At 47.6% G+C, this 15,179-nt stretch carries 15 protein-coding genes; 2 read left to right on the top strand and 13 right to left on the bottom strand.

Annotated elements, in window-relative coordinates:
• Positions 1–8: 8 nt before the first annotated feature.
• The 13 genes from HQN90_RS03850 to HQN90_RS03790 all read right to left on the bottom strand — a co-directional run bounded on the left by HQN90_RS03850 (position 9) and on the right by HQN90_RS03790 (position 13,232).
• Entirely contained in the window at positions 9–902 is an 894-nt protein-coding gene (locus HQN90_RS03850) for an ABC transporter permease (RefSeq protein ID WP_173216561.1), read from the bottom strand.
• 34 nt (positions 903–936) lie between these two features.
• A complete protein-coding gene (locus HQN90_RS03845; protein WP_173216560.1) occupies positions 937–1,863 on the bottom strand; it encodes an ABC transporter permease in 927 nt (308 codons plus the stop codon).
• Between the two features lie 21 nt (positions 1,864–1,884).
• On the bottom strand, positions 1,885–3,531 hold the full coding sequence (locus HQN90_RS03840; protein ID WP_173216559.1) for an ABC transporter substrate-binding protein: 1,647 nt from the start codon (positions 3,529–3,531) through the stop codon (positions 1,885–1,887).
• A 32-nt stretch (positions 3,532–3,563) separates the two neighbouring features.
• Entirely contained in the window at positions 3,564–4,892 is a 1,329-nt protein-coding gene (locus tag HQN90_RS03835; protein ID WP_173216558.1) for an NtaA/DmoA family FMN-dependent monooxygenase, read from the bottom strand.
• A gap of 60 nt (positions 4,893–4,952) precedes the next feature.
• On the bottom strand, positions 4,953–6,287 hold the full coding sequence (locus HQN90_RS03830; RefSeq protein ID WP_173216557.1) for an LLM class flavin-dependent oxidoreductase: 1,335 nt from the start codon (positions 6,285–6,287) through the stop codon (positions 4,953–4,955).
• Between the two features lie 202 nt (positions 6,288–6,489).
• Entirely contained in the window at positions 6,490–7,365 is an 876-nt protein-coding gene (locus HQN90_RS03825; protein ID WP_173216556.1) for a LysR family transcriptional regulator, read from the bottom strand.
• Between the two features lie 31 nt (positions 7,366–7,396).
• Entirely contained in the window at positions 7,397–7,690 is a 294-nt protein-coding gene (locus HQN90_RS03820) for an HPr family phosphocarrier protein (RefSeq protein WP_173216555.1), read from the bottom strand.
• A gap of 126 nt (positions 7,691–7,816) precedes the next feature.
• Positions 7,817–8,032: a hypothetical protein gene (locus HQN90_RS03815; RefSeq protein WP_173216554.1), complete on the bottom strand. Its 216-nt coding sequence runs from the start codon at positions 8,030–8,032 to the stop codon at positions 7,817–7,819.
• 19 nt (positions 8,033–8,051) lie between these two features.
• Complete coding sequence (locus HQN90_RS03810) at positions 8,052–8,216, bottom strand: hypothetical protein (RefSeq protein ID WP_173216553.1); 165 nt, start codon at positions 8,214–8,216, stop codon at positions 8,052–8,054.
• A gap of 790 nt (positions 8,217–9,006) precedes the next feature.
• Entirely contained in the window at positions 9,007–9,822 is an 816-nt protein-coding gene (locus HQN90_RS03805) for a carbohydrate ABC transporter permease (RefSeq protein WP_173216552.1), read from the bottom strand.
• A gap of 22 nt (positions 9,823–9,844) precedes the next feature.
• Positions 9,845–10,720 carry a carbohydrate ABC transporter permease gene (locus tag HQN90_RS03800; RefSeq protein WP_173216551.1) on the bottom strand — a complete coding sequence of 292 codons (876 nt, stop codon included), beginning with the start codon at positions 10,718–10,720 and terminating at the stop codon, positions 9,845–9,847.
• A 1-nt stretch (position 10,721) separates the two neighbouring features.
• Entirely contained in the window at positions 10,722–12,017 is a 1,296-nt protein-coding gene (locus HQN90_RS03795) for an ABC transporter substrate-binding protein (RefSeq protein ID WP_173216550.1), read from the bottom strand.
• A 15-nt stretch (positions 12,018–12,032) separates the two neighbouring features.
• Positions 12,033–13,232 (bottom strand): LLM class flavin-dependent oxidoreductase, encoded by a 1,200-nt coding sequence (locus HQN90_RS03790; protein WP_173216549.1) that lies wholly within the window; start codon positions 13,230–13,232, stop codon positions 12,033–12,035.
• A gap of 324 nt (positions 13,233–13,556) precedes the next feature.
• Between HQN90_RS03790 and HQN90_RS03785 the strand changes: the two genes are divergently transcribed.
• Positions 13,557–14,438: an AraC family transcriptional regulator gene (locus tag HQN90_RS03785; RefSeq protein WP_173216548.1), complete on the top strand. Its 882-nt coding sequence runs from the start codon at positions 13,557–13,559 to the stop codon at positions 14,436–14,438.
• A 105-nt stretch (positions 14,439–14,543) separates the two neighbouring features.
• Entirely contained in the window at positions 14,544–14,738 is a 195-nt protein-coding gene (locus tag HQN90_RS03780) for a hypothetical protein (RefSeq protein ID WP_173216547.1), read from the top strand.
• Positions 14,739–15,179: the final 441 nt, after the last annotated feature.

Below are 15,179 nucleotides of genomic sequence, written 5' to 3'. Positions count from 1 at the left end.
CCTCCCCGCTATGACTTTCTCTGTTTCGGATCCAAGGCATCGCGCAGTTTATCTCCGATTAGATTGACCGACAGGACGAATAGGGTGATCGCAAGACCTGGATACGTACATATCCACCAGGCAACCGTTAAATAACCTCTGCCTTGGGATAATAATGTTCCCCAATCCGGAATTTCCTTCAGCACGCCTAAGCCTAAGAAGCTTAAGCCAGCTCCAATCAAGATGGAGGACCCTAATCCAATGGTCGACATGACCAGAAGCGGTGACCAAGCATTGGTCAGAACGTGCCGGAAAAAAATTCTCACCTCAGAAGCGCCGATAGAGCGTGAAGCCGTGATGAAGGAACGATGCTTAATACTAATAATTTGGCCTCGCATGACTCTGGCATACTGTGGAATCGAAGCTGCGGCTACAGCAAAAACCAAGTTGAATAGATGAGGTCCCAGCGCAGCAGCGATAGCTAAAGCCAGCAGAATGCCAGGTATCGTCATCAGCACATCAATAATTCTCATACAAATCGTGTCTATCACGCCACCTACATAACCGGATACGGAACCAATGATGCCTCCGATCAGACCTCCTGTTAGAACAGAAGCAAAACCGATAAACAAGGAGTCGCGACTGCCATAAACAACAACACTAAAGATATCTCGGCCAAAATAGTCTGTTCCAAACAAGTGAGCTTTGCTCGGCGCTTGCAGTATCTGATCGGTCAGCATCGCCGTTGGCGCATACGGCGCAATCCATTGCGGGAAAACCGCACAGCCAATGATGCCTAAAGTCACGATAACAGCGAGATACACAAGGATTTCCGAAGGATTCAGCTTGCGGGTTGCTTTGGGAAAGCGAAGCTGCCAGTTCCCCTTGTGCCAGACAGCCCTTGTGGACACGGCTTCTTTCATGATTATTCTCCTCTCTGAGGTGATTCCTCACGCTTTATTGTGTTCTTCGAACTCGGGGATCAATGAAAACGTAAGAGATATCAACAAGCAAATTAACCAAGACATAGATGATAGCTGAGAAAAAGACAACCCCTTGAACAACGGGCAAGTCCTTGGACATAATCGCGTCCGCTAATATTCGGCCGATCCCTTGCCTTGAAAACACCGTTTCGATAACAACGGTTCCTGCCAGAAGATCTCCGATATGGATTCCGATAATCGTCACCGCTGGAATTAAAGCGTTGCGAAGGGCATGGCGGTACATCACTAGTTTCTCTGACAATCCTTTGGCTCGCAGCGTTACAATGAAATGCTCATTGATCACTTCCAACATCGAGTTGCGAACCATTCGGACGATAAAACCAGCTCCTACAAAGCCGAGTGCAAGTGAAGGCAGAACGAGCGTAATCAGCCCTTTGGATCCCATCGCCGGGAACCAGCCCAAGGATACGGAGAAAATAAGGATCAAGAGAATACCGGACCAGAAGGTTGGCATCGAAATTCCGAACAAACCAACAATGCGTGCGAGGACATCAATCAGACGGTTGCGGTGAATGGCTGAAAGCACCCCAAGCCCTACACCCACGACGGTTGAAATCAAAGTGCTCGCTAACGTTAATGCCAAGGTCGCTGGCAGATGCTTCATAATTTTGGGCAGCACCGGCTCGCTGTTAAGCAAGGACTTCCCGAAATCACCATGAAGGATGGCTAGAAAGTAGTTGCTAAACTGGATATAGAACGGCTCATTCAGTCCTAGCTGGTGCCTTAAATTCGCAATCGCCTCCGGTGTCATAGAGGAAGGATCAATCATGGAGAGAACAGGATCTCCCGGAAGTAGGTAGAGAATGCTGAAAACAAGAACTAAGGAACCGAGAATGACTAGCAAGGAAACTACAAGCCGTTCTGTTATTATCCTGCCCATCGCGATTAGCTCCTCTTTTGATTATTTTTGGATAAACGCATCGTTGAAGAGCGGATAGCCGAGAGGATCGAATTTCAATCCTTTCACCGTTTTGGATGCGGCTACCGTATACGGGAACACATAGATTGGAATGATGGCCGCTTGATCAATGATTGATTTCTGAACTTGCTTATACAGCTCCACGCGTTTCTTGTCGTCATTCTCGATTGCCCCTTGCTCCAACCATTTATCCACCTGCGGATCAGTTAAACCGGGCAAGCTAGGTCGAGCCTTCGGATCACTTGTATGATAGAACGCATACAGCGCATTCGGATCCGAGTTGACCTGGCTGTTGCCATAAATATCATACTCGCCTTTGGTATACACCACGTTCGCGGTATCCTTCGTAATCTCAACCTCGACGACAACGCCAATCGGCTTCAATTGCTGCTGGATCATCACGGCAATATCATTGCGCTTCTCCCGGTTCGGCGAGCCGTCTACATAATGCAGTGTTAGCTTTTTGCCGTCTTTGACGCGGATACCGTCCGCCCCCTTCACCCAGCCAAGCTCGTCGAATAATTTATTCGCCTTAGCAGCATCCGGCTTGATTCCGTTCTCTAAGGAAGCATCATAACCGACAACACCTGGAGACAACGGCGACCATGCGCGAGCATAAGTGCCTAAGTACAATGTTTTGACAATCGCATCCACATCAATAGCCGCTTGCAGCGCTTGTCTGGCTTTCACATCGCCCCAAGGCGTTTTACGCTGATTAATAAACAAAGTATAGGGTAATCCCGTCGTATTCACTTGCAGCACTTGCAGGCTTGCATCGGACTTCAACGATACAACGTTCTGTGGAGGCACAGTCTCACCGGCAAGCACTTGTTTGCTCTGCACACTGCCGATTCGTGTGGCTTCTTCCGGAACAATACTGAACGTAATTTGATCCAGATAAGATTTCCCTTTGTTCTCCACTAATTCAGGCGCCCACGCATAATCCGGATTGCGTTTCACTTGAATCGTTGCGTTTTCTTCCCATTTCGCGAAAGTAAAAGGTCCTGACCCTACCGGATTCTTGCCAAACTGATCCCCGGATTTCTTGGCAGACGTTGGTGATACAATTCCCAGCAAGGCTTGGCTCAAATTACCGAGGAACGCCCGGGACGGTGTTTCCAGATTTATTTTTATCGTATAATCATCAATGACTTCCGACGATTTGTAAGGCTTGATCAGAGCGACCGAATTCGCTGCTTTCGTTGCCGGATCCAAAATGCGATCATAGCTGAATTTGACCGCCTCCGCATTAAACGGCGTTCCGTCATGGAATTTCACATCCTTGCGCAGCTTGAACGTGTAGCTCAGTCCATCAGGAGCCACCGTCCATTCGGTTGCAAGCCAAGGTTTAATCGAACCATCAGGCAGTTGTACAACTAAACTGTCATAGATCGTGCGAAGCACGCGAACCGCTACAGCAAGACCGCTGCGATGCGGATCTAATGTATCCGGCGATGTCGCCAGCGCAAAAGTAAGCTCCCCGCCGGCAACAGCCGCTTGCTTCGTATCAGACTTCGACGAAGATGAGGCATCTGTGCTTTCTTTATTCGCTGAACCACACCCGGTTAATCCAATTATCAACGCTAATGCCAAAGTGCTTAACCTAACCAATCTCTTCACTTTCCTCAAAATAGAACACTCCCCTATATATCTATATCCGTTTAGTTGTTAACGGTCTCTTTGGCATAGCGGTTCACCGGAGTAGCTAGCCCCAAATTCCCTCGTAGCGTATCCGCTTCATACTCGGTGCGATAAATGCCGCGTTCTTGGAGAATGGGCACGACCAAATCCACGAAATCATCCAACGCTTTGGGAATCGTTGTACGAATAACGAAACCGTCCGCCGCTTCTTCCCTGAACCATGCTTCCACCAAATCGGCAATCGCCTCCGGCGTTCCATGGAAATCCCCTCGTGGCGTTGCCGCTCTAAGCGCTGCTTGACGCAGCGTCAAGTTAAGCTCCTTCGCTTCCGCTTTTATTCGATCCGTTGTGGCCCGGAAGCTGTTTGCCCCTAAATCGCCTAATTCCGGAAAAGCCTCATCCAGCGGATATTGCGAGAAATCGTGGTGCTCAAAGTAGCGACCCAAGTAATCCAGTGCGCTCTCGATCGTTACCAGATCCGCAACTTCTTGATACTTGCGTTCTGCTTCTTCCTGCGTTCGACCGATAACCGGATTAATCCCCGGCAAGATAAGAATTTGCTCGGGATTGCGGCCATACGCCGCTGCCCTGCGCTTAATATCTTGATAGAACAGCTTTGCTTCCTCGATAGTTTCATGCGCCGTGTATACGGCTTCAGCAGTTCGGGCCGCCAAATCTCTGCCGGACTCAGATGAACCGGCTTGGAAAACAACGGGATGCCCCTGTCTGGAACGACCGATATTCAAAGGGCCTTGAATCGAGAAAAATCGACCTTTGTGATTCAAGGTATGCAGTTTATCAGGATCAAAGAAAACACCGGATTGTTTATCCCTTACAAAAGCATCATCTTCCCAAGAATCCCATAACCCTTTAACAACTTGAACATACTCATCTGCGATCTGATAACGCAAGGCATGGCTTGGATGCTCGCCTTTGCCAAAATTGTTGGCTGATCCCTCCAGAGGTGATGTCACGACATTCCATCCGGCACGTCCCCCGCTGATATGGTCCAACGATGAGAACTGTCTGGCAACCGTGAACGGCTCACTATAAGAGGTCGATAAGGTAGCGACTAAACCGATTTGCGAGGTCACTGCACCCAACGCCGAAAGAATCGTAAGCGGTTCGAAGCGATTTAGGAAGTGTGGATTTGATTTCTCATTGATATATAAGCCATCTGCGATGAAAACAAAATCCAATTTGCCTGACTCTGCTTTCAGCGCTTGCTGCTTGTAATAATCCAGATTAACACTTGCATCATTCGCAACCTCAGTATGTCTCCACAGTGACATGCTATTCCCGACACCGCTTATATTAGCTCCAAGCTTTAATTTCCTTTGTAGTGCCACACGATCTCCTCCTTCACATTCACAACAATACATATCAGCTAAGTCGGAATTACAAGCACATTAATGAGTTACTTTTTCTTTCACATAGCGATTTGTTGGGAAAGGCAGACCCAAATTTCCGCGCAGCGTATCTGCTTCATACTCCGTCCGATAAATGCCACGTTCTTGCAGAATCGGAATCACGAAATCGACGAAATCATTCAGCCCGTTTGGAACTCCTGAACCTACGATAAATCCATCCGCTGCGCCACTTTCATACCAGGCTTGAAGTCGATCGGCAATTTGCACCGGTGTACCGATAAAAAGCGGACGCGGCGTTGCCGCTTGCAGCGCAACTTGACGCAAAGTAAGTCCCTGTTCTTTGGCATTTTGCTTGATGCGGTCCGTTGTGCTTTGGAAGCTGTTCTTGCCTAGCTCACCTAATTCAGGGAATGGGACATCCAAGTCATATTGCGTAAAATCATGATGCTCGAAATAACGTCCGAGATAAGCCAGTGCTTCCTCAATCGTCACCAAGTTGGCGACTTCCTGATATTTACGCTCCGCTTCTTCTTCTGTCGCCCCAATAATAGGACCGATACCCGGCATCACAACGATTTCATCCGGATTTCGTCCGAAGCCTGCCGCTCTGCCTTTTACATCCGCATAAAAACGCTTGGCATCCTCCACTGTCGGCTGTCCGGTGAAAATGGCATCAGCTTCTTTGGCCGCCAAGTTTTTACCATCCTCGGATGATCCCGCTTGGAAAATAACCGGTCTGCCTTGCTTCGATCTTCCGATATTGAGCGGACCCTGCACGGAAAAGAAATCACCTTTATGATCCAAACGGTGCAGCTTCTGCGAGTCAAAAAATTGGCCGGATTGTTTATCTCTTACAAACGCATCATCTTCCCAGGAATCCCACAAGCCCTTCGTCACTTGCAGATATTCGGAAGCAATGCGATAGCGCTTGGGATGATCCGGATGGTCTTCAAGCTTCTTATTGTAATTCAACGCGGACCCCTCAAGCGGGGATGTCACAACATTCCAGCCTGCTCGGCCGCTGCTGATATGATCCAGCGATGAGAACTGTCTCGAAACCGTGAAGGGTTCGCTGTACGAAGTGGACAATGTGCCAACAAGACCAATTTTGGAGGTTACAGCCGCCAAAGCCGATAAAATCGTAATGGGTTCAAACCGGTTCAAGAAATGAGGAATTGATTTCTCATTAATGTACAGCCCATCGGCGATGAACAATAAATCAAATTTTCCTTCCTCTGCTTTCTGAGCTTGCTGTTTGTAATACTTAAAGTTCACACTGGCATCAACAATCGCGTCAGGGTGCTTCCAAGATGACATATTCCCACCAACACCATGAATAATGGCGCCGAGCTTCAGTTGTTTTCTTGTGGACATTGAGATTCCTCCTTAGATGAATACGGATAATTAGAGCGTCTCTTTCAACGAACAAATCGGTTCTTCGATTCAATAATTTATAATTCCAATTGGTTTTGTCGGTTTTAATACTTTATTAATGTATCACCGTGCCCCAGTGCGGTCAATTTGGAATTAGGATGTTCTATTGATGGATAGAATTGTTCTATACAGCACTAATTTTCTAGATAATTTGTTTCAGCGCGTCTACGCAGAGCGGTGAGAAATCCATCGAAGAATCTTTTAATGAAATCAAATTTGTACGAAGGGATAAGCCTCCAAGTGCGGGAACGTGGATCGGTACCAGCACCCCTTCCTTCACTTCTTTGCGCGCGCACAGTTCCGGCAAAAAAGATATTCCCATTCCTTTGGCAACCAGCTTCTTAGCGGTCTCCAGATTATCAATGTGATAATCGATATTCGGCGGATGGTCGAGCGTAGCGAACAGTCGATGAATTTTCATCCAATCCAAAGATCCGCATTCGAAAAAAACGAGCGCCTCCCTGCTTACGTCTTCAATCGTGATCTGTTCTTTCTCCACAAAAGGATGACCTTGATGGACGAATAGCCGAATCGGATCTTCATAAAACCCTGTGCAGTCAATATACGGATGAGTCACATTGCGAACAAATCCGATATCTAATTCTTTATTAAGCAGCTTCTCCAGAATAACTTCCGTCGGCGCTGTCGTTAATTTAATTTGCAAATTGCGATACTTTTTCTTAATAATCGGAAGGATATCAGGGATGACATAATTAGACACAGACACCGTACTGCCAATTCTCAGCTCATTGGGGGCTGCACTCAAATTAAGCAGCTGCTGCTTCCCTTTCTTGTAGGTCTGAAGAATTTGCTGCGCATACGGCAGAAATTGTTTCCCTTTCTCGGTTATCGAGAAATTCCTGCCTTCCCGTTCGAACAGCAGCGTATTAAGCTCTCGCTCCAACGATTGAATGCGAGCCGTCACCGATGGCTGAGATAAGAACAAGGCATCTGCTGCCTTGTTGAAACTATTGAAATGGATAACGTAGACGAAAGCTTCAATGTTTTCGATATTCATACCTAATAAACTTCCTCTCTGACTTATGCGGCTACAAACTGCGGGAAAACATCTCGGGTCTTACATATTCACCACCTTGCAAATAAATCGACACCTGATCGAAAGCTTCCTGTGCATCTGTGCCGTCTACCTGTAATACAATAGAAGACTGTGCGCCTAGGGAGAGGCTCAAGGAAACGATCCCCAACAGCCCTTTTGCATTAAGCATTTTGCCTTGAGTTCCGACATAAATTTGGCAAGAATACCGATTCGCGATGTCCACAAAATCCAAAACGCGATCAAGCGTCCACGGCTGGTTCATCGCAAAAGTCCACTCGATTCTCATCCAAATACCTCCTTAGTTAGCATGCTGATGAAACGAAAAAGAGGCACATCTCATCCTGCTTAGGATCATGCACCTCCAGTTGACTGGTTTGGTAGATAGTATCATTCCACGGTTTCACCACCTGAATCAAAAAATAGGAATCCGAAATTTATCGCCGTCATCGGAATAAAGAAGCGCTTCGGAGCTGAATAAATCAATTTGCAGCGGTGGATTATGAATCGCTCCCAACGTAATTTTGTTATGCTTTAGAGCGGACAACAAGGATGGAATCAGCTTGAGATCGGTGCCGATCAAATTCACGACAACAGGAACATCATTATAAGAAATATTTGTACGATTCATTTCCGCTACCACCTTTGGATTAATGTTTTTTGTTGACGTGTGCGAGCGATTGGATCTGAGATCCCGCTCCCGAGCCATGTATGTTCGAGGAAAGCTCCAGCTTCGTAAATGTATGTTCAAGCGTCAAATCGGATATCGTTGTTTGTTTATTAATAAGCTTTATGGAATCCAACAACAGTCCCATCGATTACACCTCCGTTTTAACTTTGAATAAAAAAAAGCATGGATTAAGCATCCACGCTTCCGGTTTTCCGGTCAGAATTAGATTTTGTTATATTCCAATAAGATTACTTGGTATTAATAATGTATTTGAATTGTAGCATCCGTGCCCAATATTTGTCAACGTAATCTCCAAGAAAAATTGTACCGCAGTTGCATACTGAAATGAATAAAGCACTGTGGACTGTGTTCTTGGGAACATCGACTTGCTGGGGCTGGGACTTGCCGGGACTGGGTGTTGCGAGTGCTGAGAGTTACGGAGTGCTGGGAGTTGCGCGGGCTGCGAGTTGCGAGGGCTGCGAGTTACAAGTGCTGGGAGTTGCGAGGGCTGGGGGTTACGAGGGCTGGGGGTTGCGGGGACTGGGTTGGCGGGGACTGGAAGTTGCGGGGGCCGGGAGTTGCGCGGGCTGGGGGTTACGAGGGCTGGGGATTGCGCGGGCTGGGAGTTGCAGAGCAGAGGCTTGCCGAGATGCGGCGTCTGCGATCAGGAGAGATTGAGAAAACCTGCAAATGTGCATCTTTTTGTTCCAAAAATGGCTAATTTTCACGAATGCCTGCAAATGTGCATCCTTTTGCGCCTCATTTCAGATTGCTGCGTGAAAAGGCCGGAAATTCCTGCCTTTTTGCAGGTTTTCCTCCCTTTCTGCCAATTCAAATGAAAAATGCCTGCATTATCGCAGGCTTTACACATACTGAACGTTGGCGCGCCTTGTTCATTGGCACATGTACGGGGAATCCCCATCCCCGTACATGTGCTATCCTTTCAACGACCCTGCCATAACTCCCGCGACAAAGTATCGCTGCAGAAACAAGAACATCACAACCATCGGCGCAGCTGTAAGAACAACACCGGTCAAAAGCATCGGATAATCAGTGACATACTCGCCGCGGAACTGCAGCATAGCCAGCGGCAGTGTCAGCTTCGACTTGCTATTAATGAGCAGCATCGGAATTAAGAGATCATTCCACACCATCACGAACAAGAATGTGGCGGTCGCCGCCAAGGATGGTGCGGACAAGGGCAGCGCAATGCGCGAATACAGCTTCCATTCGTTAGCCCCATCTATGCTTCCTGCTTCCAAGATTTCTGTGCTTAACACTTGCATGAAGCCCTTCAGCATGAAAACGGACAAAGGCATCAGCATTGCCACAGATACAAGAATCAGCCCATATAGGCTGTCTGACCAGCCTAACTTATGCGTCAGGGAATAAATCGGCAGCATGTTCACCTGCGAAGGCACAATTAGGCCTGCTATAAATAAGCCAAACAGGATTCTCGCCGTTTTCCCGCCCAAACGAAATAAGGCATAAGCAATTAAGCTGCCCAGCAGCAGCTCTATGAGCACGGTACCCAACGTCACTTCGATGCTGTTCACAAAATATGTCCCTAACGTCTGCCCTTTGAACATCGCCGAAAAATTGGCAAAGGTGAACGGCTTAGGCCACCCGAGCGGTGAAGCAAAAAAGCGTTGCGTCGTTTTGAACGACGAGATAAATACAAAATATAAAGGTGCTGCGATTATCACGGCATAGAGCAGTAATACAGCGCGACCGAGCCATTTTATCCCCATAGTTGCTACGACCTCTTTTGGCTTAATACGAAACACGATCTGCTCGCAGTGCTTTGAACTGCAGCGCCGTCAAGATTGCTAATAAAATCAAAAACAAGACAGATCCGGCAGACGCCGTTCCAAATGAATAATTCGCAAATGCGGTATGATAAATGTAAGTGGTCAAAATCTCAGTGGCATAATTCGGCCCACCGTCTGTCATGGTAAAGATCAGGTCGAAAGCCTTGAATGATTGAATCGTTGTATAAGCAACGACTATCGTGGCTGACGGTGCTAAAAGCGGCCAAGTGACCTTGCGGAATACTTGCCATTTGGTGCCTCCATCCATCCTAGCGGCTTCATACAATTCCACGGGAATCGCATGCAGGCCGGCAACGAACACAATCATCATCTGTCCGGCATGCGCCCAAACTTGAACGCCAGCAATGGAATACAAGGCAATCTTCACGCCGCCGATCCAGTTTTGTCCCCAGGAGCTGAGCCCCGTTTCGTTCAATAACGTATTGATCAGTCCAAGCGACGGATCATACATAAACGACCAGATCAACCCCACAGCAACCGAGGAGAGGATCGTTGGGAAAAAGTACAACGCCCGCAGGGTCACATGGATTTTACTGTTTTTGACGAGCAGCAGCGCCAAGACCAGCGACAGGATTGTCTGGGCAATAACAACGGCAAGCATGAACTTCGTGTTATTCCAGAGCGCTTTCTGAAAGACGATACTGTGCAGCGTTTTCGCATAATTGTTCAGCCCGACAAGCTGATAGGACGGCGATACGCCGTCCCAGTCCGTAAAGGAATAAAACAACCCGGATATTGTCGGTACCACGAACAAAGCTAGATAAAGCAGCGTGCCTGGAAGCAGAAACAACCATAAGACGGGTCGATTGTGTGTCATCTTATTTCACGAGATGCTGCTCGATAATCGCTTGCGCTTCCTTAGCCGCATCCTGAGGCGATTTACCGCTGAGCACGGCTTGAATGGAGTTCGTTACAGCCTTCTGATTATCGGCATTGGTGATGCTGAACCGCGGCTGGAACAGCGTTTTTTTGCTGGCCCACTCTGTTGCGACTTGAAGCTCTGGCGATGTATATTGAACATCCTTCACCGTTACGTTTTGGCCGGTTTCATTAGCATAGGTGGCTGCTATCTCTTTGCGGCTAAGGAACTCGACGAATTTCTTCGCTTCAGCCGGATGCTTGGATTTACTGTTAACGGCGAGCATGAACGTACTTGTATGAACGCCTTCGAATTTGGCTTGATCCGCGGCTACCGTAATCGGCGCTAATAATTTTTGTTCCAGGTTCGGGTTTTGCTTTTTGTTTTGAGCAAGCTGGTAAGAACCGCTGGCTAGGATCGCTGCTTTTTCCTGAATAAACAAAGCCCCGGCGGCTGCGTCCTTCGTGCCAAGCGCATCAGGCTGCAAGTAGCCCTTATCGTTTAGCTCTTTGAATTGCGTTAAGGTTTTGACCCAGAACTCGTCGGTTAATTTGGCTTGGCCTGCTTCAACCTTGGTGAAAATATCGGCACTTGGTTCATTGTTCATAACCATCGTGTTCATGAATTGACCTGGGCCAATATCCGTCCCAGCGAAAGCGATCGGAATGAGTCCATTCTTTTTCAACGTTTCGCAAAGCGCAAGGAAACCTTCCCAGTCCTTCGGCGGTGTCAGATTCAGCTTTTGGAACAATTTCACATTATAGATGGGATCGTTATAGACGAGCTGATAAGGGACAGCAACTTGCTTGCCGTCTTTTTTGCCAACTTGAATAAGGGTGTCATTAAAATTGCTGAGAAACTTTTCACCGGATAGATCGGAGAATAGGCCTGCTTTCGACAGTGCTTCGAACTGAGCGCCCGGGAAGGAAGTAAACACATCGCCTACTGAACCATCAGCTAACTTAGCCTGTGCCGTGGATTGGTACTGCTCGGAAGGCATCGTCTGCATTTCAACTTTAATGTTCGGATTCTCCGTTTGAAACTTCGTGATAAGGCCATTCAAGGAATTCACGTCTTCACCGCGCCAGTGCAAGAAGCTGATCGTAACAGGCTTGCCCGTCGCCGCAGTGGCTGCTGCTGATGCAGCCGGGCTGGATGTGCCGGAAGTGTTCGAGCTCGAAGCACACGCCGTCAAAAAAGATAGAACCGTTAAGGAAGCGATAAGAAAGCCGCCTCTTATTTTAGTTTTTCGCATAATAATTCCTCCTGATTAATGGCTGGATAGAGATGAAGCTTCAGCTAATGCGAGCTTTTGCTGCCATTTTGCATGAAATAAAGGTAATGCCGCTTGACCAAAGGTTTCTGCTTCCTCCAAATGCGGATACCCGGAAAGAATAAACGAAGATATGCCTAGCTCCGCATATTCCACCAGACGGTCAGCTACTTGATCCGCTGTGCCCACAATAAGAATGGCACCGCCTGAGCGAACAAGGGAAAGTCCTGTCCATAAATTAGGTCCTGCCACAAATTGCTGTTTCTTCGACAGCTCTCTTAAATCGTTCTGGCGCTGCTGATTGGTCGCATCTGTTTTCGCGAAGGCAGCTTGAGCCTGCTCGATCGCTTCCGGTGATACTTTGGAAATGCATTCCCATGCTGCTGCCCATGCGGCTTCTTCTGTATCTCGAACCAACACTTGCGCACGCAAGCCATACTTAAGCGGGCGATAGGTGCCGGTCTCTTCCTGGTATGCAGAACGGACCGTTTCAATTTCGGCTATTTGCTCCCGAATCCAATCATGAGGCTCTCCCCACATGAGATAAGTGTCCGCACACTCTACAGCCAATCGCTTGGCAGCCGGCGAACTGCCTCCCAAATAAAAAGGCGGATGAGGCTTCTGAATCGTCAGCGGCGAGCTGACTGGTCGATTAAACTGATAATATTTCCCTTGATAAAGGGGTTTCTCTTTCACTGACTGTGCATTCGCCGTATCGGCAAACTCCGAAGCCGAAAGCACATCTGTCTGTGTCCAAGCTTGCTGCATGACTTCTACATATTCTCTCGCCCGTTCATATCTTTCGTCGTGAGCGTGCGCCAAAGGATCCCCTAATTCTTCTAAATCCTGCACAGAGCTTCCGGTTACAACATTAATCATCGCTCGGCCGCCTGACAGTACATCGAGTGCGGCCCCCATGCGTGCTGCCAGAACGGGGGCAACTAGGCCTGGTCTAACGGCTACAAGCGGTCTTAACGTTGTCGTATGACTCATCACAGCTGAACCCACAACCCATGCATCCAAACAGGCGCCGCCCGTTGGAATGAGCACAAACCCAAAACCAGACTGCTCTGCCGCTTGGGCAACTTGAATCAAATACGCGAGTGTAGCTTCTCTTTCCGGTGCAACACCGACATATTTGCCGTCCCCGGAAGTCGGTAAAAACCAACCAAATTCAATCTCTTTATGAAGTGTCATCTCAGGCTCTCCTGTCGACTTGATGTCATTATGTATAATTGCAAGAACTTGCAATAAATAAGTATGGACAACGAGCGCTCATTGTCATCTCCAGTTGTCTGGTTGATTCCCTACAAAAACAGTAGGAATAGAATGCATTTGTATCATATCAGCGAACCGCATGGATGGTCAATGTCATTTCGCGTTGTTTTTCATTTGTCATTTTGTGGGTTATACTTGATTCGAAATAGCCAAATTTATTAATCAAACCTTTTACAACAGGTAAAATATGTGATTAACATTAATTCGAATTCTCCAAAGACATGTGAAAAAGAGGTGTTTCCTTTGAGAACAAATATGCGTGAAGACCATCATGAATTTCTGGAAATTTATTATTTCACCCCGTCTGACTTTGAAAAGTCAGGGAGCGCCTGGCCCATCCGGCTCGGTTACAACATGGCCAAATCCAACTATCATATCGGTCCTCGAACAACCCCTTACTATTATTTAATTTTTGTTTTGGAGGGCGAGGGTACCTTTCAGCAAAATAATCAAACCTTTGCACTAGGACAACATGATATGTTTTGCTTATTTCCACAGGTCACGCATGAATATATGTCGGATGCCCACAATCCGCTGCGCAAAATTTTCGTCGCCTTTGACGGCAAGCAATCACTCCAGCTTCTCGAGCGCATCGGGCTGAATCCTCATACCCCCCATCTCTCAGGCGTCCTTAGCCCAGCTAGCATTCAGCTGATGTGGGACTTCATGAATGCGGTTAGCGACAGTGAACGGCAGCTCACGGATTTAGCGCGGTTACGTTGTTTTTATCACGTGTTTGATGAGCTGACTGGCATCAGAAAGCCCACCTCAGCGCAAGCCAATCGCGCAATGTCATGGCTGGAGCAAGGCGTCGCCTATATGCAGATCCATTATGCCGAAGGAATTACAGTAGAACGGGTTTCCGAGCATGTTGGTGTGGAACGTACCCATTTCACCAAGCAATTCGGCAAAACGTATGGCGTGACCCCGATGCAGTATCTTCAGAATCTGAAAATGGACGAAGCGAAGCTGCTTCTCGAGCAAACCTCCTACACGCTATCGGAAATCGCCAATTCTGTCGGTTATCCGGATTTATTCAGTTTTTCCAAAGCATTCAAGAAGCAGATCGGCGTGCCACCTACACAATATCGACAGCAATGCAGAAAAACGAATAAACCAAACTAATTTGTCATAGTCAAAAACAGACATTTTCTATCATTTTACACCTCTACCAAAATGTTGCGATTGATGGTAGTTTAAGAGATACACCAAAGCGAGGGAGAGATCAGAATGAGAACGATCTATGAGAACTACCGAGGTTTCAAAATTAGCAAACAAGAGAGCACATATAACGCTATACAAGCTGACGGCATTGTTTTTAGCCGGTGGCAGCTGAGCCAGGTTCTGGACACGGTTGACAATTATGTAGAGGTGATGGAAAACAGCCTCAGCGAGGATCCCCAAACTGATTTTCCGCTGAACTAAAGAACTGCAAGGCACATGGACGGTGAAACAAGGGATTGGCGCTGCGAAAGACTGCGAAAGGGAACTCAGATCCTTTATTTGCTGAAAAACGAGCGATTTTCCGCTCAAAGGGAATTCAGATCCCTTATTTCATCGTTTATGCCTGATTTAACCGATTCTGGCATGAAATAAGGTACCCTAGTTCCGTTTCGCAGCAGAATGCCGCTATTTCGGAAAAATAGCGGATCGTAGTTCCTTTTCGATGCGGGCTGGGTGCTCGGAGCTGTGGAGGTATGGAGGTATGGAGGTATGGAGGTGTAGATCTGTAAATGTGTGGGGGTGTGCAACTTGGGCGCCTGGCAGGTATGCCAAAGAGCCTTAATCCCACACGACGTGGGAATAAGGCTTCTCTGGCTCCTTTGTAGTGGTATGGAGGCACTTCCCTTGCAGCCGATTTGCATG

The sequence above is a fragment of the Paenibacillus alba genome (assembly GCF_013204855.1).
Classification (GTDB): Bacteria; Bacillota; Bacilli; order Paenibacillales; family NBRC-103111; genus Paenibacillus_E; species Paenibacillus_E alba.
The sequence above is the reverse complement of the archived record's forward strand: the minus strand, read 5'-3'. Positions and strand labels throughout refer to the sequence as shown.

Bases quoted from the DNA above. Each gene is read 5' to 3' on its own strand.
- HQN90_RS03820 (WP_173216555.1), bottom strand. From the start codon at position 7,690: ATGAGAATCGAGTGGACTTTTGCGATGAACCAGCCGTGGACGCTTGAT.
- HQN90_RS03825 (WP_173216556.1), bottom strand. From the start codon at position 7,365: ATGAATATCGAAAACATTGAAGCTTTCGTCTACGTTATCCATTTCAAT.
- HQN90_RS03850 (WP_173216561.1), bottom strand. From the start codon at position 902: ATGAAAGAAGCCGTGTCCACAAGGGCTGTCTGGCACAAGGGGAACTGG.
- HQN90_RS03830 (WP_173216557.1), bottom strand. From the start codon at position 6,287: ATGTCCACAAGAAAACAACTGAAGCTCGGCGCCATTATTCATGGTGTT.
- HQN90_RS03795 (WP_173216550.1), bottom strand. From the start codon at position 12,017: ATGCGAAAAACTAAAATAAGAGGCGGCTTTCTTATCGCTTCCTTAACG.
- HQN90_RS03810 (WP_173216553.1), bottom strand. From the start codon at position 8,216: ATGGGACTGTTGTTGGATTCCATAAAGCTTATTAATAAACAAACAACG.
- HQN90_RS03790 (WP_173216549.1), bottom strand. From the start codon at position 13,232: ATGACACTTCATAAAGAGATTGAATTTGGTTGGTTTTTACCGACTTCC.
- HQN90_RS03780 (WP_173216547.1), top strand. From the start codon at position 14,544: ATGAGAACGATCTATGAGAACTACCGAGGTTTCAAAATTAGCAAACAA.
- HQN90_RS03800 (WP_173216551.1), bottom strand. From the start codon at position 10,720: ATGACACACAATCGACCCGTCTTATGGTTGTTTCTGCTTCCAGGCACG.
- HQN90_RS03845 (WP_173216560.1), bottom strand. From the start codon at position 1,863: ATGGGCAGGATAATAACAGAACGGCTTGTAGTTTCCTTGCTAGTCATT.
- HQN90_RS03815 (WP_173216554.1), bottom strand. From the start codon at position 8,032: ATGAATCGTACAAATATTTCTTATAATGATGTTCCTGTTGTCGTGAAT.
- HQN90_RS03805 (WP_173216552.1), bottom strand. From the start codon at position 9,822: ATGGGGATAAAATGGCTCGGTCGCGCTGTATTACTGCTCTATGCCGTG.